The organism is Gottfriedia acidiceleris (assembly GCF_002128425.1).
Taxonomy (GTDB): Bacteria; Bacillota; Bacilli; order Bacillales; family Bacillaceae_G; genus Gottfriedia; species Gottfriedia acidiceleris.
The window spans coordinates 369835-394151 of the sequence record NZ_NESS01000001.1; the positions used below are offsets into that span (position 1 = coordinate 369835).

A 24317-nucleotide genomic window follows, 5' to 3' on the forward strand; every position below is an offset into this window, starting at 1 on the left:
CACCTCTATTATTGACTGACTGAATGCTCATTCGTTTTATACTCAAGTATACCATCATTTCGTTCATTTAAACTAATAAAACCTAAGTTTTCCAGATAGTCTAATTGACCAATTGTTTCAGATAAAGTAAGAGAAAGTTGTTTTTGATAAACCTTTGGAAATAACATTTGGCAAACTTCATATGCAGTTAACGGTTGTTGTTTTATCATTTCATATACCTTTTCAGCTCTAGCCTTTTGCTTTTCTAGTCTAGTTTTTACTAGCCCTTTAATATCTGTAACTGGTTCGCCGTGTCCAGTATATAATTTAGTAATCGGAAGCTCTGCAATTCTTTGTAAAGAGTGATTGTATTGAAGTAATGGCCTTACGCGCTCGGTTTCACCATTCAATGGAGGCTCGATGATAGGGTTTGACGAAACCTTATCTAGTAATAAATCTCCTCCAATTGCAATGCCATCATCTTCACTAAATAAAAAAATGTGAGATGTTGCATGACCAGGTGTGTACAATACTTTCAACCCAAAAATACTATCAATTATATCGCCTTCATCTATAATATGAGTTAATGAACGCTTACTAGTATATGGCATTTGCTCGGTCGTACGCGGCATTCTTTTCACATACTCCTCTGGAACGCCGTATAATATTGCATTTTCAATAAAAAACTCATTATAGTAATTTAAAAATGATTGTTCTTGATTTAAATACGGAATATTTCGTTCATGGCCTAAAATTTTTACATCCTCATTAAACTCTTCTAATAATCCTGCATGGTCCGGATGATGATGAGTCAAAATGACTTGTTCAATATCTTCTAATTTATAACCTATTTTATCTAATTCACCTTTAAGTGCATCTAATGTATCTGGTGTATTTGTTCCCGTATCAATTAATGTCAATAAATCTCCTTCAACTAAAAAAACATTTACCGTATTCATAGCATAAGGTACCGGGAGTGTAATTTGGTAAATCTTATCCTCAGGGATCATGTTAATTCCTCCTTATCTGAATCTTCTTACATTTAATTCTAATATACATTTAAAAAAATACAAACAAAGATGTATTAGAATTTTACATAAAGGTAAAATCAAAATCAAAAAGTGGAGCTGACAGAGGGATCGGAAAAGATATTAAAAGTTACAAAACTAAAAAAAATTTCCCAATTACTTCTTTTCTTGGTAATTTTTTGCCTGTAATTAAAAATTATTTAAAAATATTTTTAATAAAATAAATAAAAGCAATATGTCAACAAGGAATATAGCATTTATTTCTCTAATATAAATATCTATTACAATATAGGTGAGGTGAATGTAATGTTTCTAGGAAAAGTTGCGTTTATTGGTGCAGGGAGTATCTCAGAAGCATTAATTGCAGGATTAATTGATAGTGGGTATATTGAGAGTGATCAAATTGCAATCACTAATAGGGAGGATTTAGAGCGTTTAGATAGTTTACATACAAAATATGGTGTATTAGCTACTACTAACCGTCAGCTAGCAATCTCTGGTTCAAGTGTAATTTTTTTAGCGATAAAGCCTAAAGATGTTGCAGTCGCTCTTGATCAAATTAAAAGTTTTTTCAATGAGAAACAATTAATTATTTCCTTGGTTGCAGGTGTTTCAATTAGTACAATTAAGCAGTTACTAGGAAATGAAAATTTGAATATTGTTCGAGCAATGCCAACTACGTCTTCACTCGTTAGAAGATCTGCTACAGCACTTGCTTATCCAGATGAAGTTCCTTTTGAAAAAGTGCAAACAGCAAAAAGATTATTTGAGCGAGTTGGTATTGTCGCTAAAGTTGAAGAAGACGAATTACATGCAATGACTGGATTATTTGGTAGTGGCCCAGCTTATATTTATTATGTCGTCGAACAATTTGAACGAGCTGCAATGGCACTAGGTATACATCGTGATATTGCCAAACCATTTATTCAACAAACTTTACTTGGTTCGATATCAATGATACAAGAAACGAATAAATCTCCATTAACTTTGAGGAAGAAAGTTACAAGCCCAAATGGCACTACTCAAGCCGGAATATCTGTTCTTGAAGACCGTGAAGTTGCTAATTCATTTTTAAATTGCTTTATAGAAGCAACTGTTCGATCACGTGAGATTCAAGAGGAATATGAAAAACTTAATAAAATTTAAATAGCTTGTCATGACTCTCTTCTTTAGGTAATAAAATGATACAGGTAACTGTGTTGTCCTAAGGGGGAGAGTTTTCTGATGAAAATAACGAACAGTAGAGTATTACGAGCAAGTATTAAGCGTATTCTCATCACTATCGCTTTAATCATCACATTAGTTTTAATAGTTGGCTTTCTAACAATCAGTTATGTTGTTGGCAGTTCAATGGTAGAGGCAAAGGGAAAACCAATTAACTACCCTCAAAAAGTATCAACTCTCCTACTATTAAAATTCGATTCATTGAAGAAAAATAAAGAATCAAATCATGAAGTACATAAAAAGTTGAATTAAGGGTTTAACGCGTCCAAGTTTGTTAAACTGGCATCAAAAATAAAATATAAAAAAAGAGCTTATTGAATAAAAAGGCAAGGGACTATCTATTGATCCCTTGCTCTTCTTTTTAATCATTTTTGAGTAGCATGACTTGTTGCCACTTCTTCATGCATAATATGAAACTCTTTTTTAATAATATCTTTTTTCAGCTTAATATAATCGTCTTCACTAATTGTTGGTGGTAGCGTAATTAAAATTCTTCGATAAACTGAATCACTATCTAGTGTAATACAGCTTTTCAAACTAGAATATTTATTTACAAGCTTAGCTAATCTTGCTAATGCACCTTCATGTTCCATCGTACTAACAGTTAATGAGTAACCTCCGTCCTTCAGTCCCCATGCTTCTTCTAATAATTCAAAAACTGTTTTATGTGTTAAAATCCCTACAAATTCATTTAGATCGTTTACAACTGCTAGATATGGAAAACGTTTAATCGCAAAGAATACTTTGAAAAATGGTGAATCCTCAAGTATTGGTGGACATTCTTTGCGAACAAAATCATTTACTGTTTTGCCTTGAAAAGACTCGTTGTCTACTAAATACTCAGCTAGATCAACACGATAAAGATTTCCAACATACTCTTTATCATTTTCGCTTAATACTGGAATACATCGATATTTTGTTTTCTTTAATAGATCCCATGCAAACTGCGCTTCAGTCGAAACCATACAGTGAACTACATCATGTTTTTTTACGATATTACCTTTAATTCTCAATAATAACCCTACTTTCAAAATTTATTTTACTAATCAATCTTAATTTTTCTCTTTAAAAAACCCATTTTCTTAAAATAAAAACTCCATCAAGTCGCATGATTTGATTAAAAGCACTGTTAACAAAAATAGATTCGATTAAAAGCCGCGCTATCCCTAAGATTGAAATTTTGAAAACCTCCTTATTCGTTTCTCAGTGTAGAATCTTTGAAGTTTATTTATGTGGGAATCTCACGGATCTTAACTTAATAATTAACAATGTCTTTTAAAACGCTCTCGAAGCCTTTCATAATTAATTCGCCCTTTCTCAAAATGTACCTTTTTTGTTTTATTAACTTATTCTAAATTTTCAAATAATTTTATAATACTATTTAAAGTCAACATTATTTCTATATTTTTATAAGAGAAATTCATTCCGTAATAATAAAAAAGAAGAGAATTACATCTCTTCTTTCATGCTGATGAAAAAGACCTTTGTCAATTAAGATGGAATTTTATCACTGATAAATAAGTTGCGTATTCTGATTTCCACTACAGTGTGCTCGCTTTCAATGGGGCGAGATTCTTTAGCCTCCTCGGCGTGCGCCTGTGGGGTCTTTAGCCTTCCCGCTAATCCCATAGGAGCCTGGCACCCATTCGTTCCAATCAACTTCTTAATAAAAAAGAATAATCTAAATGAATTACCCTTTATTAATCTAATTGTAGGTGAAAGATAATAAACGAATTTCAAATCATTATAAATATTGAGCCTCAAAAAAGATATTTGTTATAATAATAACGTTAATTATGTTGAATTTTTGCAAGTTAGTTAAAAAAATATATTATCAATCAATTGTCTTTCAATAAGGGACGATTAAAAGATTTTATTTAAAAATATTGAAAATTCCATCCAATATCATTAAATGTTCATATTTTTCATATTGACTAATTGAATATAACTTACTCATAACATCTTGTAATGTATATCAACCTCACTCATCTTCTTGAACATGAATTTGAAATTAATTAACTAGTTCCGTTTTAACCCCATGAAAAAAGAAGAGAATTACATCTCTTCTTTTTTCGAAATTATTATGCTTCTTGTTTTTCTTTATTTGTCAGTTCTTTTTTTAATAAATCAATTTTATAATCAAATGATTGAAGATCAAATTCTGAACGAACTCTTAGCTCTAGATCACGAATTTGTTTTTCAAAGTAGTTGAAGTCAATTGATGGCATTTTACTACTTAGTAAATGGTGAGTTTCATTTATTTTTTTTGTTGCGTGAGCCATGTTTTGGCGAGACATTAAGTGATATTTTTTCGTATGAAGCTCTTTTAACTTTTTTTCAATTTGATTAACTTGCTCATGCATAAAACTAATTTCATCTTCTGTTTTAGCGATTAAAGTAACAAACTTTTCAGCTTGTTCTTTATAAAAAGCAAGATCTTCAGTTGCACGTTTAATTAGCTCTTCTGCACCAGCTTCATTTGCAACCTTTAATTGCTCTTCACGTTTTTGCACCATTTGAAGTGCTCCTTCACGTTCGACCTGGAATTTTGTTCGTAATGAGTAATGTCTTTCAAGTAATCCTCTTACTTTACCTAATTCACTTTCAGATTGTTTAATGAAGTAATTCAATTGTGAAATTGGATTTTGTTGTTCTTTCTCATCTAATAAACCATGTAAATCCGCTGAGATTTGATTTTTAATACGAGTAAATAAGTTTTTCATAGTCATACACTCCTCTTATTTTATAGGGTTAAAATTTTCATCATAAATATTAAATTCATCATCTTTAAGTTTTTTTTGATTTTTATAATCTTTATATAGGTAATAAAGCAAAATTGCTGCTGCTGCACCTATTAAAGAAGGAAGACCACTTATGGCAATCGATAAACCGATTAAACCAATAATTGTCCAGATGATTTTCATAAAAATTGAATCTGTTTTCATAAACTTTTTAAAACTGAAATATGTGATTACTAACCCAAGTGCTAAAGTAATCAAGCCACCTAAATTCGCTAAAGCAACTCCAATTAATATTAGTACGAGGATAAAAGTTAAGAACTTCTTCATGACCTCGTCGCCTCCTTTCAACTTATACTCCTATCTTATACAAGTTTTTATATTGGAATAATGGCCTGAGGAATGGTTTTATATCAGACTTAAGAAGTAGAAGAGTAGAATAAACAAAAAACCAGATCAATTTGGATATTCCATTGATCTGGTTTTGACTAAAAATTAGGAAGTTTAACTCCTGCTTTTAATTGTAATAGTTGTGATACAGTAACAAACTGATAGCCTTGCTTTTGAAGAGCCGGAAGAATTTGCTTCAAGGCATCAACTGTTTGGCTTCGGTCCCCACCGTGATCATGAAAAAGAATAATATCTCCTTTTTTAGTATCTTTTAATACATTTGATACGATTTTATACACACCAGGATTTTGCCAATCGTACGTATCTTGATGCCAGGACCACATAACAGTTAAATAACCGAGTTCATGTACAGTATTAATCGAACGCTCACTGTAATATCCAAATGGTGGTCTAAATAATACAGGTTCAACATGCGTTGCAGCAATAATCGCATCATGTGTTTTATGCAATTGGTCTCTTATTTGCTCATCAGTTAAATATTGAAGTCTAGCATGAGTGTATGTATGATTTGCAACTTCATGCCCCTCATTTATTTCTCTCAATGCAACTTCAGGATTTTTCTCAACTCTCTCTCCTACTAAAAAAAATGTTGCTTTAGCATTATATTTTTTCAATAAATCTAAAACTGCAGGGGTATATTCATCATTCGGCCCATCATCAAATGTAATTGCTATTACTTTCTCTTTTACAGGTACCTCCCAAATAGCAGTACCTTGCTTTTCGTAGTAATATCGATTTTTACTTTCAGCTGATGCATTAATAGAACTATAAAAAATAAGTTGGGAACTAAAAATAAATAAAAGGATAACTTTTAACTGTTTCAAAGCCATGACCTTCCTTTTACACAGAATACTTATATCATGTCTCTAAAATATTCTTTTATGTAAACTTCTCAACTTTTTAAAAGCACTGTATCTTAACTGAAATTTTTATTCGAATTTAACATACGCACTGAAAATCATTCATTTCTGCTTATTTCATATTCATCAAAATCATTCGCTATATATGTATGATCAAAGATTTCACGTGCTTCATTTAATAATTTTGTAGAAGCATCCCCTTGATATCTTGCACTTATATGCGTTAAATAGAGTGTTTTAATCCTCTCACATTTAGCAACGTTTGCAATTTGAGTACTCGTAGTATGGAAATAATCATATGCATGAGCTGTTTCATCATCTGCAAAGGTTGATTCATGAATTAATACATCCATACCTCTTGCAAGTAAATTACTTTTATCAGTTATACGAGTATCTCCTGCTATTGCAATTCGTCGACCTTTTTTTGAAGGACCAATAAAATCCTTACCGTTTAAAATTCTTCCATCATCTAAAGTTACTGTTTTTCCTTCTTTTAGGAATTTATAAACTGGACCTGGTTTTAAGCCAATTTTCTTTAATTCCTCTACATTCAACTCTCCAGGTAAATCCTTCTCAATAATTTGATAACCAAATGATTGAATTCCGTGTTCAAGTTCTACTGCTTGAACAATAAATTGATCATCTTCAAAAATTATTCCTTCCGAAGTTTCAACATAATGAATCGGATATTTTAAATAAGTACCACTAATCTTAAAGGAAGTCTCGACATATTCCTTTATTCCTTTAGGTCCATAAATGGTTAATAAATCTTCCCCACCTAAAAAAGTTCTACTACTTAATAATCCAGGCAATCCAAAGATATGGTCACCATGGCAATGTGTAATAAAAATTTTCTCGATTCGTCGTGGCCTAATTGACGTATGTAATATTTGATGCTGTGTTGCTTCACCACAATCGAAAAGCCAAGTTGCTCCTCTTTCTTCTAAAAGCTGTAATGCAATACTTGTTACATTCCTACCTTTCGATGGCATACCTGCTCCCGTTCCTAAAAATACAAGCTTCACGTTTAATGCCTCCATCTTAATCATTTCTAATTGTTACAGTACCACTAGTATATTAAATTGCCAACACTTTAAAGAATGATTTATGAATTGATTGGGAAATTTACACAATAGAACTTAGTTTTTTAAATATATTATATGGAGGAAAACAATGCGAATACGTTTTTTCCAAATCGCTACAATCTCACTAATAGCTTGCCTTACATTGACCAGCTGTGCTAATCGAAATAATAATATAAGTGCTTCAGAGAAAGAAAAAGAAAATGATTTTAAAATCGGAATTGTTATGGGTAAAACTGAAATACACGATAAAGGATTTAACCAAGCAGTTTGGGATGGGATTAAAGAAACAGGAAAAAAACATGGTTGGAAGGAAAATAAAAATTATGTAAAAACGGATGCCCTAACAGAGAAAGAAGCAAAAAAAGAATTATTGAAGTATTCAAAGAAAAAATATGATTTAACATTTGGTGTAGGCTATTCTTTTCAAAAAGCAATCGCTGAAGTTGCAAGTAAAGAAAAGAAATCTGACTTTGTCATAATTGACGGGATCGTTGAAAAACCAAATGTCGTAAGTGTTACCTATCGCGAAGAACAATCAGCATTCCTCGCTGGTATTGCAGCAGCAATGAACACTAAAACACATAAGATTGGATTTATTGGCGGTACAAAAGATCAATTTATAAAAAGATTTGAATATGGTTTTAAAGCAGGTGTTATGTCCGTCGATCCAAAAATTAAAGTATTGACGAAATTTGCAAATTCATATAATAAACCTGCAGATGGAAGTAAATTAGCAAAATCCTTATACAATGATAAAGGTGTAGATATAATTTTCCAAGTAGCAGGAAAAACAGGCTTAGGAGTATTTACTGAAGCTAAAAAATTAAAGAAAAATGGTAAAAAGGTTTGGGTAATTGGTGTTGACCGGGATCAATATAAACAAGGATTACCGGAAAATGTCACTCTTACGTCAGCGATTAAACGAATTGATAAAGGTGTAGATGAAGTAATCACAAAGTCATTAAACGGGAACTTTCAAGGTGGACGCATATTGAGATGGGGCATAAAAGAAAATGGCGTTGATCTTGCAAAAACAGATAAAAATTTAAATAAAGATACAAAAGAACAAATTGATTTATATAAAGCAAATATAAGAACAGGACATATCGAAGTACCAGAAACAAAAAAAGATTTTGAAAACTTCTCTCCTACAAAGCCTGAAAAAGCAGAAATTAAAAAGAAAAAAGTAAAAATTGGTAAATAAAAAAATCTTGTCCAATTATATGAATATTCTGCATATAGTATAGTACCAACAAAAAAAGTTAGGTGTGATACTATGTCAATTCGAGATTTCATATTACTCTTCTATTGTTTTATCATCTTTTTATCTGTACCAATCGGATATAAGTATGTTTCAAAGAAAACAAAAGAAACTGGACAATTTTTACCGTTTTTAGTAGTATCGCTTGCCCTTGTTTTAGCAGACGGAATCCTTTCAATTTTAGTTTGGTCACTATTTACATCACAAATGGACACTTTCATGTATATAGGTGGATTACTTACTGGAATGATTTTCACATCAATCTGTGGACTATTACTGTTATCTGTTTTACTTTTAAGAAGAAGACATTTTTTAAACTCATTTGTTGATCCAAACACTGCTAGAATCGGAACGAATCCACCACCTAATGATCAATCTAACAATGACTTAAATGATTTTAAGGAATAGAGCTCTCATGCTCTATTTCTTTTTTACTTTTTAAATCAGATATTTCCTTAAAAAAGTTTCGTAATTTGAAGCTAATAAATTGAGATTTAGATCTAATTTTGTTTATACTTTCTTTAATTGATTTAGGAGGTTTCAAAATGAAAGTTACAATTTATTCGGACTATGTATGTCCGTTTTGTTATTTAGGTAAAAAACCACTTGAGGACGCTCTAAAAGAAGTTGGCGATGTAGAGCTTGAATGGAAACCATTCCAATTAAGACCTGAGGGAACTGAACCGTTAAGTCCAAATAGTTCATATATTCAACAAGGTTGGAAATTCGGCGTACAACCACTTGCTCAAAAACTTGGTGTTGAGATGATTTTACCGACAATGGATCCTCACCCTTCTACTAAAATAGCTCATAGAGGCTTTTTATTCGCAGAAGAAAATGGGAAAGGTTCTGAATATGCTCAAGCAGTTTTAGCAAACTTTTGGACAGAAGGCAAAGAAATTGGCGATGTAAACGTACTTGCAGATATCGCTGAAAATCTTCGCTTAGACCGTTCTCAGTTCATAGAAGCTGTTTCAAATACAAAGTATGATTCATCAATCCAAAACCCTAATTTTATTAATGCAGTACCTACATTCATAATTGGTGATCAAGTTTTACAAGGAGTTCAAAGTAAAGAAGCATTTATTCAAGCTTTGAACAACCAAAAACTAGTCGAGCAGTCTTCATTAAGTTGCGACATTGATGGAAACTGTTAATAATACCTAAACAAAAAGGATGTCCTGTATGTCGAATTACTGACTTTTAGGACATCTTTTTTTCTTGTAAGTTTTCAATTTGTTCTCAATAAAGAACATTTACCCAACAAATTAATTCTTAACTTCTTTAACTTGGTTCCAATCGATTACAAACGGATTACCAGCTAAATTTTTTCTTACTTCATTATCCATACTCAGTTGATTATTTATTACTTCTGATTGAATTATTTTTTCTCCATCCGCACTTCCATCATAATACAACGGTTTCTTCTCCATGATGTCACCTCCATTATTTATCAAAAGATTGTATTCGCTTTCTAACTAGCAAATTCCTCTATATATTTGGAAAATCACATATCTTTTTACTCAATTTTTATTTTTTATAAGCATTTTGTAATACTTAAAATTAAAAAGTCTATGAAACTCGTATCTCTTTCTTTAATATTTTAATTTTTCTTACTATAATTACAATATAAATCTATTTCGAAAGGTGTTTTTCCCATGATAAAAGTTGGTATTATTGGTCTTGGGGCAATTGGCCAAAGATTAATTCCTTTATTTTCAAACCACCAAGAAACAAAAATAGTAGCAATATGTGACACATTAGAAGAAAGAGTTTTTAAAACAAGTAGTCAATTAGAATCAGTTTTAACCTTTACAAATCATCATGAGATGCTTGAAAATGCTGAACTTGATCTCGTTTATGTTACTGTACCTCCAAAGTATCACTATTCGGTAGTATCTGATGTAATCGCAAAAGGAATTAATGTCCTTTGTGAAAAGCCTCTAGCAAATTCAACAGAGGAAGCTCTAGGACTTTATACTCAAGCAAAAGAAAAAGGTATTTTTCATGCTATGAACTTTCCATTAAACTACAATGTTGGTAGTAAGTCTTTTGCTAGCCTTATTCGATCAGGATATGTTGGCGACTTAAGAAGAATCGAATTAAAGATGCGTTTTCCAAATTGGCCAAGACTTTGGCAACAAAATGAATGGGTTGCTACAAAAGAACAAGGAGGTTACGTACTAGAGGTTGGTGTGCACTACATTCAACAAATTCAAAAGATTTTTGGTAACATGACAGTCAATACGAAGCATATACAATATCCCGCTGACCCTATTGCATCCGAAAATGGAATTATCGCCTTTTTAGAATTAGATGATGGAACTCCTGTGTTAATAGATGGCTTAAGTCAAATTGCAGGTGAGGAAGAAATTAAGTTCACAGCATACGGTTCGAAAGGAACTCTTTCTTTAGTAAATTGGGCTAATTTAGAAGGAGGAAAAATTGGAGAACCAATTAGACACATAGAATCTGATCAAACTTTAGAAGATTCATTAATTGAAAATTTAGTAAAAGCTCTAAAAGGTGAAGAAGCAACAATCATAGATTTCTCAGAAGGCTACAAAGCACAAGTAGTTTTGGAAGCACTAAGAGGATAAGTCATACATAAAGGAAAAAGGTGCTCTCTTAGTTGAGAGCACCTTATATTTGTAGACAAAGTACTAAAACCTTAATTTATTTTACTGGAATCCAAATTTCAGTATAATAATCTTCACTAAATGGATTTCCTTCCGGATAAAGTTCAAATTCTGGGATTCCAGCATGTGAATAGCCGCTTGAAGGAAACCATTCCGAAAAAATTTTCTTCCATGCCGATTGCATTGCATGTGGCATTGCTCCGTGAACACCAAATACAGCCCATTTTGAAGCTGGAATTTCATGATGATAAAAATCTTTTGGTGCATCTCCTTCATATTCAGTTGCAACCCAATATTCTAGTAGATTTTTTGATTTTTGCTCCTCGCTCATCATACACACACCTAAAACACCTTTAATGTCACCATTGTTAATTTCGTACAACCGATCACTCGTACCATTTGCATTAACCTCGTCCCACATTTTAGGGATCAGTTGTTGTTGTTGATCATTCAAATAAGAAAACTCTTTCTTCACTCCGACTACTTGAAAAGCACTTTTTTCTACAATATTAAATTGCATTGGTTCTACTCCTTTCAAACTCACCTGAATAACGAGGCGGTTATACGATTTTAGATTTCCAATAAACTTTCTTGCGTCACTTGGTGTTACACCATGCTGTCTTCGAAATGCTTTTGCAAAAGCTTCAGGAGAGTCATACCTATATTTCAAGGCAATGTCAATTATTTTCCGATCAGTAGTAGTTAATTCATTTGCCGCTAATGTCAACCTTCTTCGTCTTATATATTCAGCTATATTAATATCAGTTAAAATAGAAAATGTTCGCTGAAAATGAAAAACAGACGAATTAGCTTGTTTAGAAATTTCTTCTATCGATAACTCGTTTAGTAAATTGTCTTCAATATAATCAATTGCCTTTTGTAATGATTCAACCCAAGCCATATGACTCCTCCCTTAATTACATCCTATCAAGATAAAATTTATTAATCCTGACTTTTTATGCTCTTTTGTGACAGATAAATAATCAATTAGCCTCTTTTCGATCAGCCAATGATAAAATGATAATTGTAATAATAATACATAGGCTACCAATCCAGTCTAGCATTTCAAAATTTACTCTTAACCAAATTACTGATAGTACAGCTGCAGATAATGGTTCTACACATGCAAGTAAACTAGATTCTGAAGCATTAATAAACTTTAAACTCTCTAAATAGCAATAAAAGGCAATTAATGTTCCAAATATAACAATAAAAATGACTGCAAAATATGCACTCATCGACCAATGACCTTGGAAATTAAAAGGTGAATGTATAAAGCTAAAACAAATCCCACCGATTAGCATTCCCCAACCTACTACGATCGTCGATCCAAATTTATTTAAAAGATTTTGAGGCTGTAAAGAATAAAATGCTAAAGCAAAAGCTGAAGCTAGCCCCCAAAATAATGCCCAACCAGTAATAGACAATCCTTTAATCGTTCCATGAGTTACTAACAAAAATGTCCCTGCAAGCGCTAAAATTACAGCTAGTACCTCTTTTATAGTTGGTACTTTTTTGAAACGCATTGCTAAATAGCATGTAATGATAACGGGCGCCAAATATTGTAAAATTGTCGCTGTAGCCGCATTTGAGGTTTTTATTGCGGCAAAGTATGTATATTGAACTGCTAGCATTCCAAGAATACTAAATAACAATAAACTTAAGACATCCCTCTTATCCTTCCAAATTTCTGTTACATTCGTTTTTTCTTTCAGACTAGCAAAAATTAGTAGGATAATCCCTGAAAACAATAATCGAATAACTACTAACCATTCAGGACTAAAATTATTTCTTTGAAATACAAACTGTGCAACTGTTCCAGATATTCCCCATAATATTGCCGCAGTTAATACGAGAATAATTCCCTTCGTTCTAGAATTTGTTAAGGCAATTTTATCTGCACTCATTTTAACTCCCTCCTTTCAAACAACAAATCAAATTTACGTTAATAGATGAATCGTATCACACTTTAAATATTTGAGAATATATCAATCAAAAAATTTTTAATTTTCTACAATTAGATTAATTGAGAAATTGCGTTTAGAAATTCCTTATTTGGAAAAATTGAACATATATGAATTTGTAATAATTAATTTAGGAGACAAGTCTATGAATGAGGTATATGAATGTATCATAGTAGGGGGAGGATTCGCCGGTTTACAGGCATCAATTCAGCTTGGTCGATACCAAAGGAATGTACTTGTAATTGACTCAAATTATGGACGTTCAACTTTATGTAAAACATATCGTAATATTTTAGGATGGCCTGAAAGTATTAGTGGGCAAAAGCTAAGACAACTAGGAAGAAATCATGCAAAAGCATATGGTGTATCATTCACCCAAGATAAAGTAATAAGTATACAAAACGTAAACAATCAATTCTTAATTGAGACGAAAGCAGGAGAATCTTATACTGCCAAAACAATTTTACTAGCAACTGGACTGATTGATCGAATTCCTCAAATTAAAAACTTAATCGATTGTCTCGGATCCACAATTTTTGTTTGTCCAGACTGTGATGGTTATGAAGTTTTAAATAAAAGTGTTTTAATACTTGGATCTGGTGATGTTGGTGCTAATCTTGCAATAACATTAGCTTATTGGTCAAAACATATTACATATATTAATCACGATGGACATCACTTAAATTCCGTATTAAATGACCAATTACAGAAAATTGGTATTCAATATAGAAAAGAAAAGATTAAGGAAGTTATAAAAGAAAGCGATTCCACTTTTAAAGGAATTTGTTTACAAAGTGGTGAAATAATTTATGGAGAACGAGCTTTTATTGGTTTTGGTGGAAATGAAGTACAAAATAATCTTGCTATCCAATTAGGAGTAAATCTTTTAAATAATAAGCATGTCATTGTAGACCCACGTACAAAGGAGACGAATATTCCAAATGTATGGGCAGCTGGCGATTTAGTAGCCCATTCTCAACAAGTCACAATAGCATTGGGCGATGGTACCCAAGCAGCTGTTTGGATTCAAAAAAGATTATTAGAAATGAAAGTAAGAGATTCATAAATAACTTACAAAGACATGATCCGTTATTTAACAAAGTTACTATTTAAGTTCAACAAAAAAAGTATTACATCATCAAATGAAGTAATACTTTTTTATTGTTTTCACTTAACAAATCGTTTTAGAAAAATACTTTTATTAAAGTATACATAGTAACTATTGCTAAAATAAACACCAAAATGGGTATTAATATGCGAATAAACGTTGAAGGCATTCGATATCTTCTATAAGTATCCTCTATACAAATAATACATAGTAAATAAATTAATCCTGAAATGATTGTTCTAGCTAAATCAAAATCTCCAAGTGATTTGATCGTGTGATTAATATGTTGAAATATATAAAATTGTACAAGATTAAAAATTAAAAATAAAAGAAAATAATAAAATACACTTAATATATAAGTGCTAAATTTTATTTTTTCACGCTCAATATTTTGACGTTTTCTAAAAAAACGTTTCTTATGTCGCTCTTTCCTCGGTATAAATTGTTCTTCCATTTTAGTACATCCTTAGTTTAAAAATTGAATTATTTAAATCAAATTCTTACCTATATTGTACCTAAACATTCCATTATTTAAAAATTTATAATACTTCTCTTCAAAATTTACTTCTAACTTAATGAATTATGAAAATAATTATACCAAATTTCGTTGAATAGGATTACTATTTTTTTCCAAAAAAACATAAAAAAGGTGTACCTAGATCTAATCTAAGTACACCAGTCCTCATCTTATTTTTTATTTTGCGTGTAAATATGAATTGCATCTCTTAAAAATTCAGCAGTTCCAGGTTGTTCCTTATCGTAATGTACTCTAAAGCGTTCATCGTCTACATACATTTGTGCTAAACCTGCGTGCGCTTCCTTACTATAGCTACTCCAATAAAACGTTAACCATTGTTTATGCAGATCGGCTGCTTTTTGTGCAATTTCACTTGATGGATCACCAGTTTTAAATGCTTCAGCTAATGTTTTTGCTAATTCTTCAGAAAGTCGAGTTACTTCTTTATGATCTTCTTCTGTCATATTCATTACTTTTTGATTTGCTTTATTAACAGCTTCATCTCCGTATTTTTCACGTGCTTCTTTTCCATATTTCTTTTCATTCTCTTCTATCATTTCTTTCTTAAAGCCTTCAAATTTTTCTTTATTCGACATTGTAATTCTCCCCTCTGTTAGAGCAATTGACTTTTCTACATTTGAAATTAATAAATCCAATTGCTTTCTTTTATCAAGAAGCTGTTCACGGTGCTCGTTTAATGCTTTGGCACTATTAAAATTAGGTGATGTAATAATTTCTTTAATGTTTTCTAAATTCATACCTAGTTCTCTATAAAATAAGATTTGTTGTAAACGATCTACTTCCGCTTGACCATAAATCCGATATCCTGATGAGTTAATTCTTGCCGGCTTAAGAATCCCAATCTCATCATAATATCTTAGAGTCCTAGTGCTGATTCCTGCTAGACGTCCAAGCTTTTGTACTGTATATTCCATTTTGCGATAACCTCCTGACATCCTTACAATACACCTTTACGCAACGTTAAAGTCAATTCTATAATTTATATTTTTCAAGAAATTTTTTTTGATTAATCTACACGTCCCACGAAAAGTTAGCCTGTTTGGTTGGCAAAATTCATTTAAAAGCATAAAAAAATCCCCTCTGATTTAGGGGATTACAGTGTATAGTGTGTAGAAAGTACAAAAAATTATTTACCTGTAAATACTTTCATTCCATTGATACCATCAAATGGTTTCCCACCAGGAGCGTGCAGATGACGAACTGCTAGTTTAAATCGCTTATTTGAAGGTATTTCTTGTTTAAAGGTTAACAAGAATGAATTGTTATCTCCTTGTACCTTTGTAATTGTAACTTGGTTATTTGATAAAGCATTTCTTGCATTAAATTGGCTCTTGCTTCCTAGTGATGCAATACCTGTAGGGATTTTATCAGATAAACTTTGAATCCAATAAACTGATGCTTTAGTTCCTAAATTAATATCAACTTGCGAATCAAAAGTTACTAATATCTGATTGGTCGAAACCTGGAAAATATCAGTTAGTTTAGGTATTTGATTAACAGTTTGGTTTGGCTTATATCCTTCAATTCGAAGAAATTCCTTTTTGGAAGTAGCATTAACCTGCTTATTTCCTGGAAGAATAGAAGACATCACAATCAATAAAATCATAATCTTATAAAAAAATTTCATTATAATCTGCCTCCATTTATATATATAACAATTTTATAATTTGATGTTTTGGCAAAATATATACTTAGATTTTTTTAATTTTATTAGTTTTTCTTCCTATAGTAGACGTGCCTGAACTTCTATAGATGGAAAAGGTAGTTAAAATAAGGCACCCTTTTTATGAATAATGGTTATTAAATAAAAAAATTGATTTATATCTAAAATAGTGGCAAACTATCTATAAAGACTTTAGAGAGAATTATAGGTGTAATTATGATTGAAATTAAAACTTCTACGTTGAGTGACGGTGAATTTAATCGAGGTGTCTTTGCAACACGTGATATTGCAAAAGGTGAGCTAATACATGAGGCGCCAGTTATTTCTTACCCGAACGAAGAACATGAGCATATTGAGAAAACTTTATTAGCAGACTATGCATTTGAATATGGTATAAATCATTCAGCGATTCTTCTAGGATACGGAATGTTATTCAACCATTCTTATGATGCTAATGCAACTTACGATATTAACTTTGATAACCACACATTTGATTTTTTCGCTTATAAAGATATTAAAGCTGGCGAAGAAATTTTAATTAATTATAATGGTGAAGTAGATAATATGGATCCACTTTGGTTTAATAAAGATTATGAAGAAGTTATGAGCAAAGAAAAAGAAAAAGAAAAAGAAACCAATTAATTCAATTGAATTAGTTGGTTTCTTTTTTAATTTTAAAGATTAATGGCACCATAAATTAATGCACCAAGTACTACAAATGCCGGATGAATTTTAATTTTTTCCATTAAGAAAAATGTACAAACTGCAATAAAAATAACTTGGAATGCTCCAATATTGTAAAACGAATCAGAAAAAGATTGATATGTAAGAAGGCCTAATAATACAACAATTGTCGGTTTTACATATGCTGTCATCCTCTTTACTCGAATTGAATCTCGATTTTTATAAAGTAACCCAATTAAAAAAATCATTAGTAATAAAGAAGGGACTACTGTTGCAAAAACTGCTATAAAAGAACCAAAGACTCCTCCAATTTTGTATCCAATATATCCAGCCATTTTAGTTGCAATAGGCCCTGGAAGTGCATTTCCCATTGCAAATGCTTCATGAAATTCCTGTTGAGTTAACCAATGTTTTTGTATAACAACTTCATTTTGAATTAATGGGATCGTAGCAGGTCCTCCACCATATCCTAAAAGATTCGTTATAAGAAATGAAAGAAATAATTTCCAATAAATCATTCGTTTGTACGCCCCTTCCTCGACTGATCGTCATTTGAGGAAGCTGATTTTACTGGTTGGCAAATTGCAAATACTAGTAAACCACCAATTATAATGGCTGGATGTATATGTAAAAATTGAATTAGAAATAGACCAACTACTAAATGAATTAATATTGTTGGAGTTTTCAATCCCTTTTTTGCACTCTGATAAAATTGCCATGTTAATACACCTAACATTACTCCTACGACAGGTACAATTGATTCCTTCATCCCATTAACCCATTTAATATCTTTAAAAGACGATAATGATGTTAAAAGAATAATCATTAACAGAATTGTCGGTAAGATTGTTGCAATGATTGCATTAAGCATTCCGCTTATCCCACCAATACGATAACCGATATAACCTGCTAATTTTGTATTGATTGGACCCGGGAGCATATTCCCTATTGCTAATATTTCAGAAAACTCTTCGTCTTTCATCCATTTATACGTATCGACAACTTCTTTATAAACTAGAGGAATCGTAGATGGTCCTCCACCATATCCTAAAATACTACTTCGAAAAAACGCTACGAATATATTCAATTGTTTCATTAAATCTAGTCCTTTTCATATTTACCAACTTGCAATACAACCATCTGTTCTTGATTCCGTACCACCCATTAGAACGCCTGAATCTTCATTTCTCCAAATTATTTGTCCACGTCCGAAACTTCCAGTATGCTTTGCAACCTTAATTTCATGACCTTTAGAATGTAGCTCTTTTATCATCTCTTGAGGAAAACTAGGTTCGACTTCAACTATTTTCCCTTCGATCCATTGCCATCTAGGAGCATCTAGAGCTTCTTGTGGATTTAAATGAAAATCAATGCTATTCATAATTACTTGTACATGGCCTTGAGGCTGCATATAACCACCCATTACACCGAATGGTCCAATTGCTTTATTATTTTTTGTTAAAAATGCCGGAATAATCGTATGATATGATTTTTTCCCACCAATTAATGCGTTAACATGTTTTTCATTTAAGCTAAAATCATAACCTCTATTTTGCAATCCAATTCCAGTTCCAGGAATTACTATACCTGACCCAAAGCCCATATAATTACTTTGAATGAAGGAGACCATATTTCCATCTCCATCAGCTGTTGCTAAATAAACAGTGCCACCACTAGGCGGTCTCCCTGGTAATGGCGTATGAGCAGTTTCCGTGATTCCTAAAAAGCGTTCTTTTCCATATTGATCACTTAATAAACTTTCAACTGAAGTCTTCATAAACTTTCGATCTGTTACATATTCTTTTCCGCAAGCAAAAGCTAACTTCATTGCTTCAAATTGTTTATGATAGGTAGATATATTCTCTTTTTCTTCAAACAGATCATTTTTCAATATATTTAAAGCCATAAGCGCGACAATTCCTTGACCATTAGGTGGAATTTCCCATACATCATAGCCTCTGTAATTTATACTTATTGGATTTACCCATTCCGGTTTAAAAGACTCTAAATCTTCTTTAGTTAAAAAACCACCATATTGATTTGAAGAAGCAATCATTTTATCTGCAATTTCACCTTTATAAAAATCTTTTCCATTTGTTTCGGCAATTTTTTCTAAAGTTATTGCATGATCAAGTGATGACCAAATTTCTCCTATCTCAGGAGCTCTTCCTTTTGGAGCAAACGTGTCAAACCAAGCAGCAAATTCCTCAGAGTTTAACTCCTTTTTGTATATTTCATAAGCCTTTTTCCAAAACTTACCTAATGTTGGTGAAATCGGAAAGCCTTCACGTGCATATTCAATTGCTGGCTGTAGCACATCCTTTAACGAAAGCCTTCCAAACCGATTCGATAGTTCCACCCAAGCAGCAGGAACACCAGGGACAGTTACTGGTATCCAACCATATTTAGGTATTTTTTCATACCCTAAATTTTTTATTTTCTCAATCGATATATTTTTAGGTGCTGGTCCACTTGAATCTAAACCGTATAACTTTTCGTTCATCCATACTAATGCAAAAGCATCCCCACCAATACCGTTTGAAGTAGGCTCTACTACTGTTAGACAAGCAGCTGTAGCAATTGCAGCATCTACTGCATTACCGCCTTTTTTTAAAATATCTAGGCCCGCTTGTGCAGCCAATGGTTGGGAAGTAGCGACCATTCCATTTCTAGCATACACCACATTACGATGTGATGAATAAACATGCTCATTCGCTTTCATTTTTGTAAACATATACTTTCCTCCTTGGCTTTTTGCAACAGTTACATTGGATAACAAAATAACTTAAACTATAAATTCGACAATTTTTTGAATTCCCCTACTTAACGATCAATCTAAATAAAAGAATCTATTAGAATTAATGTATAGTTCAACTAAATGTCCTAATTTTCGCTTATATATTAGATGCTTGTCCATTTCAAATAGAGGCTACTTTGAATACATTATTATTAGGAGGGGATTAGTTTAATGTTGAAACTTTATTTAGATCCAGGTCATGGAGGCACTGATTCAGGTGCAGTAGGCAATGGCTTAAAGGAAAAAGACCTAACCTTAGATATCGCATTAAGAATCAGAGATTTATTGAAAAATTATAATGATGTAGAAGTTAGAATGAGTAGAACTACAGACACCGATCGTTCTTTAACTGAACGTACGAATGATGCTAACGCTTGGGGTGCAAACTACTTTTTATCTGTTCATATTAATTCATTTAATGGATCTGCATCAGGTTACGAAGATTATATACATGATAGTTTGTCAGATACATCTACTGCTGCAAAGTATCGAAACGATTTACATGAACAAATCGTAAAAGTAAATGGTCTAACTGATCGTGGAAAAAAGAAAGCTAATTTTCATGTATTACGTGAATCAAATATGCCAGCGATTCTGACTGAAAATGGATTCATTGATAATGCAAGTGATGCTGCAAAGCTAAAGGACCCAAATTGGCGTCAAAAAGTAGCTCAAGGGCATGTAAATGGATTGGTAAAAGCATTTAACTTAACAGCTAAGGCTAAGTCTGATATTCATAGAGTAATCGTCGACGGAGTACAAATAGGAGCATATCAAGATGATCAAAATATACTAAATGCAGTAGCACAACATCTTCCAACAGCAAGTAAAATTATAATTGAAAAAGTTTAAACGATTACATTATCAAAAATAAGATTTTGAAGACTGTCTAATTACTAGACTGTCTTTTTTTCATTCAAAAACAAACTTTTTAGGTAATTGAAAAGGACCTTCGTTTGAAAGTCCAGTAATATTTACTCTGTAGATTTCAATATATCTAATATATTATTTGAGTCAATTTTCTTTTTTTGTCTACCTAAACTAATAACTTGTTCACCATATTTATTTTGCAATTTATGTAATGTTTCATATAATGGTTCTTGTTTGGCATCCTTTTCAAAAGAAAATAGGTCCAGTTGCTTTGATATTTCATCTTTTGGATTTAATTGTGATGCAGTTACTCCAATTAACCGCAATGGTTCTCCGTTCCAATTTCTTTTCCAAAGATCAAATGCTTCTTTAAAAATTTCATTAACTTGTTGTACAGGTGTAGACAGTGTTTTACTACGATTTATTGTTTTTCGGTCACTAAATCGAAGTGTAATTGTCACAGTGTCTGCCACTAAACCTTTCTTAATCAAACGTTCAGCTACTCGTTTTGATAGGGCTTCAAATTTTTCTGCAATCATTGGTTCCTCAAAAACATCAAATGAAAATGTCGTTGATTGGCCAATTGTCTTATGTGAAAGCATACGACTAGGATCGACTTCTCTCTCATCTATTCCATTTGCCTTATTTCTTAAATTTTTACCGTTTACACCTAATAATTCTTGTACTTGTTTTTCATTACTTTTTGCTAAATCTTCTATTGTAATAATGCCAATCTCATTTAACTTTTCTTCTGTTTTCTTTCCAACTCCATGCATCTCTCCTACTTTTCTAGGCCATAACATAGTCGGAACATCTCTTTTTCGAAGAACAGTAATACCAAGTGGTTTTTTCATTTCTGAAGCAGTTTTCGCAAGAAATTTATTTGGACCAATACCGATACTGCATGGCATGTCCAGATTTTCTAACAACATAGACTGAATCATTTCAGCTATTTCAATCGGATGACCTAATTTCTCATCACAATCAGTTATATCAATATAACCTTCATCTATTGATGCCACTTCAATTTTAGGACTTATTGTACCTAATTTTTCAAATATTTGCCTTGATACTTTTCGGTAAGCTTCGTGATTTGGAGTTTTCACAATCATCTCAGGACATTTTTTTCGAGCTTCCCATAAGGGCATTGTTGCCCGAATTCCATAAGCTCGAGCTTCATAGCTTGCAGTTACGATAATTCCCCTGCGCTCTTTTTCATTGCCTGCCACAACTACTGGTTTACCTTTTAATGATAGATCATTCGCTATTTCAACTGAAGCAAAAAATGAATTCATATCAACATGTAAAATTACTCTTCCGCTCTTTGGTGCCCATTGATTCATTGCTACACCGTTGCCAAAAACTTATAAAAATCAATAAATAACAATTATTTTTATAGATTTCGTTTATTTCCCTTTTTTACGTGTCCGATTTTGCGTAATTAGGCTACTTTCGTTTGGTCTAACACTCCAAGGGCGTAAATTCGGATACAACGAATCCTACATACAATAATGACGTCTAGGTATCAGTTACTAATTTATATCGTGACAAGTTGATTGCTGCGTTTAAATCTCGATCGATTTCATGACCGCATTCACATTTGTATAGTCGGTCTGATAGTTTTAAATCATTTTTCTTATTTCCACAACTTGAACAAGTTTTAGAAGATGGGTACCATTTATCAGCTTCAACAAATTCGATGCCATATTTTTCACATTTATATTGAATTTGGCGTTTGAATTTATAAACGTTGCTTCGCGACTGCTTTTGAAAGGTGCTTATTCTTCATCATTCCTTTGATATTTATAGCCTCCATTACGACGCGATAAGGTTTGGTTTTCACGATTTCGCTCTTGGATTGATGAAGATGGTTTAGTCTGATATTCGTCAACCTTCTATAGAGGTGTTGTATTTTCTTTTCGATTTTTATAATGTTGCCTGTTTTGACGAAACGGTTTCCCTCCTTATTCATTTCATATTTACGAGAAATTTGACTTTGTAACCTACGTAGGCTTTTCTCTGCCTTTTTAACAGTAATCGTTTTGTTGATATTTTTCTTCTTGGTTCCATCTGAACATACGGCTAAATCTTTTATCCCCACATCAATACCAGGTGAGACATTTGTCAGTTTTACTATTGGTTTTGATTTTTTAACTCCAACAGATAGATACCAGTATTTTCCATCATTACTAATTCTTAGATTATAGTATTTTTTATCTGATATACGTTCAGAAACTACAACCCAACCAACTTTTTCAATCAAAACTTTCTTTCCTTTTACTTTCAACTTCACATTATCGTTATAAAAAGATGGTTTTGATTTTCTTTTACTTTTGAATCGTGGTTTATCTGCTAACCCTTTTAAGAACTTTTCACACGCATTACAAAGATCTTTTATCGCTTGTTTTGTAATATTATTCGATACTTCATATATCCAAGAAAATTCTTCAGTTTGTTTTAAACCAGTCAATTCTTTTCTTAACAGGCCATCAGAAATAAACTTCCCACTGTTTTTATAACTTTCTTCTTGCTTGGACAATGTCCAGTTATAAGCCCATCTGGCAGTTCCCACTGATTTCCATAATTGTATTTCTTGTTCTATAGTTGGTCTTAATCTTACTCTTTTCGCAAGTATCAATGTTTTATTCACATTATTAAAAGTTTGTTCAGTTCCACCTATCGAATCAACTTTCAAATTACTCACCTCATGTATTCTATATAAACACAATGAGTGATTTGCATTTAGAACAAATTGTGATATTTATATAAATTTTTATAAATTTAAATTAACTGTTGCTAACCTCCTATGCAAGTATAATATCATTTTTTTATATTTCCTATTTACGTGTATTAGTGTTGAATAAAGGTAAAACTTAAAAAACTAATTTCTAATTATTATAAACGTTTTTTGTAATAAAAGAGAAAAGCTATGCAAAATAAAATTCAAAAAATATCTACGAATTTATGGTTTTATACACAAGCCAAGGAAGCAGTAAATTATTACACTTCTATATTTAAGAATTCAAAAATAGAAAGACGCGCTATGGAAAAGAAAGAAATGACCCAAACAGTATGGAAGAAGGCTCTGTTATGGACCATCCAATTTAGTTTAGAAGGATTAGATTTTGTTGCGTTAAATGGTGGACCTCATTTTAAATTTACAGAAGCAATTTCATTCATCATTCATTGTGACTCACAAGAAGAATTGGATTATTATTGGGAAAAGTTATCAAAAGACGGAGATAAAAATGCACAAGCATGTGGTTGGTTAAAGGATCAAATTGGAGTCTCGTGGCAAATTGTTCCGACCATCTTACCTGAACTATTAAATGACTCCAATCCAGAAAAGTCCGAACGAGTAATGAAAGCAATTCTCCAAACTAAGAATAGCGTAAATTACATAAATGTGTTTTGATTACTCTCAAGATTCCTATTTACTTCTCATAAAGTCTAAAAAGAGATAAAATA

General features: G+C 31.9%; 26 protein-coding genes and 1 pseudogene. 10 read left to right on the forward strand and 17 right to left on the reverse strand.

What is annotated here, in order from left to right:
- Positions 1–8: 8 nt before the first annotated feature.
- Positions 9–989: an MBL fold metallo-hydrolase gene (locus tag B6K90_RS01955; RefSeq protein WP_088010853.1), complete on the reverse strand. Its 981-nt coding sequence runs from the start codon at positions 987–989 to the stop codon at positions 9–11.
- A gap of 324 nt (positions 990–1313) precedes the next feature.
- On the opposite strand from B6K90_RS01955, the gene proC reads away from it, so the two are divergent.
- Together proC and B6K90_RS01965 are read left to right on the forward strand one after the other, a co-directional pair.
- Positions 1314–2153, forward strand: a complete 840-nt coding sequence (proC, locus tag B6K90_RS01960; RefSeq protein WP_088010854.1) for a pyrroline-5-carboxylate reductase — start codon at positions 1314–1316, stop codon at positions 2151–2153.
- 78 nt (positions 2154–2231) lie between these two features.
- Positions 2232–2483: a hypothetical protein gene (locus B6K90_RS01965; protein WP_088010855.1), complete on the forward strand. Its 252-nt coding sequence runs from the start codon at positions 2232–2234 to the stop codon at positions 2481–2483.
- 113 nt (positions 2484–2596) lie between these two features.
- Here B6K90_RS01965 and cbpA read toward each other — a convergent pair whose 3' ends face one another.
- The 5 genes from cbpA to rnz all read right to left on the reverse strand — a co-directional run bounded on the left by cbpA (position 2597) and on the right by rnz (position 7265).
- Positions 2597–3244 (reverse strand): cyclic di-AMP binding protein CbpA, encoded by a 648-nt coding sequence (cbpA, locus tag B6K90_RS01970; RefSeq protein WP_088010856.1) that lies wholly within the window; start codon positions 3242–3244, stop codon positions 2597–2599.
- A gap of 1068 nt (positions 3245–4312) precedes the next feature.
- On the reverse strand, positions 4313–4954 hold the full coding sequence (locus tag B6K90_RS01975) for a PspA/IM30 family protein (protein WP_167555252.1): 642 nt from the start codon (positions 4952–4954) through the stop codon (positions 4313–4315).
- A 15-nt stretch (positions 4955–4969) separates the two neighbouring features.
- Complete coding sequence (locus B6K90_RS01980) at positions 4970–5299, reverse strand: lmo0954 family membrane protein (RefSeq protein ID WP_088010858.1); 330 nt, start codon at positions 5297–5299, stop codon at positions 4970–4972.
- 158 nt (positions 5300–5457) lie between these two features.
- The gene (locus B6K90_RS01985; RefSeq protein ID WP_088010859.1) at positions 5458–6210 is read right to left on the reverse strand and encodes a polysaccharide deacetylase family protein; all 753 of its coding nucleotides are present in this window, start codon (positions 6208–6210) and stop codon (positions 5458–5460) included.
- Positions 6211–6338: 128 nt separating this feature from the next.
- Entirely contained in the window at positions 6339–7265 is a 927-nt protein-coding gene (gene rnz / locus B6K90_RS01990; RefSeq protein WP_088010860.1) for a ribonuclease Z, read from the reverse strand.
- 148 nt (positions 7266–7413) lie between these two features.
- Here rnz and B6K90_RS01995 point away from each other — a divergent pair, with 148 nt between their 5' ends.
- The 3 genes from B6K90_RS01995 (at position 7414) to B6K90_RS02005 (ending at position 9743) form a co-directional block, all read left to right on the forward strand.
- Entirely contained in the window at positions 7414–8529 is a 1116-nt protein-coding gene (locus B6K90_RS01995; protein WP_088010861.1) for a BMP family lipoprotein, read from the forward strand.
- Positions 8530–8601: 72 nt separating this feature from the next.
- Positions 8602–8994, forward strand: a complete 393-nt coding sequence (locus B6K90_RS02000) for a hypothetical protein (protein ID WP_088010862.1) — start codon at positions 8602–8604, stop codon at positions 8992–8994.
- A 137-nt stretch (positions 8995–9131) separates the two neighbouring features.
- Positions 9132–9743, forward strand: coding sequence for a DsbA family oxidoreductase (locus tag B6K90_RS02005; RefSeq protein ID WP_088010863.1), 612 nt, complete (start codon positions 9132–9134; stop codon positions 9741–9743).
- Positions 9744–9854: 111 nt separating this feature from the next.
- Here B6K90_RS02005 and B6K90_RS23540 read toward each other — a convergent pair whose 3' ends face one another.
- Positions 9855–10019: a hypothetical protein gene (locus B6K90_RS23540; protein WP_167555253.1), complete on the reverse strand. Its 165-nt coding sequence runs from the start codon at positions 10017–10019 to the stop codon at positions 9855–9857.
- A 225-nt stretch (positions 10020–10244) separates the two neighbouring features.
- Here B6K90_RS23540 and B6K90_RS02010 point away from each other — a divergent pair, with 225 nt between their 5' ends.
- Positions 10245–11186, forward strand: coding sequence for a Gfo/Idh/MocA family protein (locus B6K90_RS02010; RefSeq protein WP_088010864.1), 942 nt, complete (start codon positions 10245–10247; stop codon positions 11184–11186).
- 76 nt (positions 11187–11262) lie between these two features.
- Here the strand turns inward: B6K90_RS02010 and B6K90_RS02015 are convergent, their stop codons facing one another.
- Together B6K90_RS02015 and B6K90_RS02020 are read right to left on the reverse strand one after the other, a co-directional pair.
- Positions 11263–12126: an AraC family transcriptional regulator gene (locus B6K90_RS02015; RefSeq protein WP_088010865.1), complete on the reverse strand. Its 864-nt coding sequence runs from the start codon at positions 12124–12126 to the stop codon at positions 11263–11265.
- Between the two features lie 82 nt (positions 12127–12208).
- Positions 12209–13132 (reverse strand): DMT family transporter, encoded by a 924-nt coding sequence (locus tag B6K90_RS02020; RefSeq protein WP_088010866.1) that lies wholly within the window; start codon positions 13130–13132, stop codon positions 12209–12211.
- Positions 13133–13334: 202 nt separating this feature from the next.
- Between B6K90_RS02020 and B6K90_RS02025 the strand changes: the two genes are divergently transcribed.
- Positions 13335–14255 (forward strand): NAD(P)/FAD-dependent oxidoreductase, encoded by a 921-nt coding sequence (locus B6K90_RS02025; protein ID WP_088010867.1) that lies wholly within the window; start codon positions 13335–13337, stop codon positions 14253–14255.
- Positions 14256–14373: 118 nt separating this feature from the next.
- Here the strand turns inward: B6K90_RS02025 and B6K90_RS02030 are convergent, their stop codons facing one another.
- From B6K90_RS02030 to B6K90_RS02040, 3 genes are all read right to left on the reverse strand, one after another.
- Positions 14374–14751: a hypothetical protein gene (locus tag B6K90_RS02030; protein WP_088010868.1), complete on the reverse strand. Its 378-nt coding sequence runs from the start codon at positions 14749–14751 to the stop codon at positions 14374–14376.
- 233 nt (positions 14752–14984) lie between these two features.
- Positions 14985–15749 (reverse strand): MerR family transcriptional regulator, encoded by a 765-nt coding sequence (locus B6K90_RS02035; RefSeq protein WP_088010869.1) that lies wholly within the window; start codon positions 15747–15749, stop codon positions 14985–14987.
- Positions 15750–15961: 212 nt separating this feature from the next.
- On the reverse strand, positions 15962–16462 hold the full coding sequence (locus B6K90_RS02040; protein WP_088010870.1) for a hypothetical protein: 501 nt from the start codon (positions 16460–16462) through the stop codon (positions 15962–15964).
- A gap of 252 nt (positions 16463–16714) precedes the next feature.
- Here B6K90_RS02040 and B6K90_RS02045 point away from each other — a divergent pair, with 252 nt between their 5' ends.
- Positions 16715–17140, forward strand: a complete 426-nt coding sequence (locus B6K90_RS02045; protein WP_056475314.1) for an SET domain-containing protein — start codon at positions 16715–16717, stop codon at positions 17138–17140.
- Between the two features lie 32 nt (positions 17141–17172).
- Here the strand turns inward: B6K90_RS02045 and B6K90_RS02050 are convergent, their stop codons facing one another.
- Genes B6K90_RS02050 through B6K90_RS02060 form a run of 3 tightly spaced genes read right to left on the reverse strand, consistent with a single transcriptional unit; the run spans position 17173 to position 19916 of the window.
- Entirely contained in the window at positions 17173–17700 is a 528-nt protein-coding gene (locus tag B6K90_RS02050) for a chromate transporter (protein WP_088010871.1), read from the reverse strand.
- Positions 17697–18278: a chromate transporter gene (locus tag B6K90_RS02055; RefSeq protein WP_088010872.1), complete on the reverse strand. Its 582-nt coding sequence runs from the start codon at positions 18276–18278 to the stop codon at positions 17697–17699. Before B6K90_RS02055 ends, B6K90_RS02050 begins: the two co-directional genes overlap by 4 nt.
- 21 nt (positions 18279–18299) lie before the next feature.
- On the reverse strand, positions 18300–19916 hold the full coding sequence (locus B6K90_RS02060; protein ID WP_407920484.1) for a gamma-glutamyltransferase family protein: 1617 nt from the start codon (positions 19914–19916) through the stop codon (positions 18300–18302).
- 234 nt (positions 19917–20150) lie between these two features.
- Between B6K90_RS02060 and B6K90_RS02065 the strand changes: the two genes are divergently transcribed.
- Positions 20151–20831, forward strand: a complete 681-nt coding sequence (locus B6K90_RS02065) for an N-acetylmuramoyl-L-alanine amidase family protein (protein WP_170927419.1) — start codon at positions 20151–20153, stop codon at positions 20829–20831.
- 122 nt (positions 20832–20953) lie between these two features.
- On the opposite strand, the gene B6K90_RS02070 is transcribed toward B6K90_RS02065, so the two are convergent.
- Positions 20954–22192, reverse strand: a complete 1239-nt coding sequence (locus tag B6K90_RS02070) for a DNA polymerase IV (RefSeq protein ID WP_088010873.1) — start codon at positions 22190–22192, stop codon at positions 20954–20956.
- A gap of 175 nt (positions 22193–22367) precedes the next feature.
- Positions 22368–23487 (reverse strand): annotated as a pseudogene (locus B6K90_RS02075) (RNA-guided endonuclease InsQ/TnpB family protein).
- Positions 23488–23778: 291 nt separating this feature from the next.
- On the opposite strand from B6K90_RS02075, the gene B6K90_RS02080 reads away from it, so the two are divergent.
- Positions 23779–24264 carry a VOC family protein gene (locus B6K90_RS02080; RefSeq protein WP_088010874.1) on the forward strand — a complete coding sequence of 162 codons (486 nt, stop codon included), beginning with the start codon at positions 23779–23781 and terminating at the stop codon, positions 24262–24264.
- Positions 24265–24317: the final 53 nt, after the last annotated feature.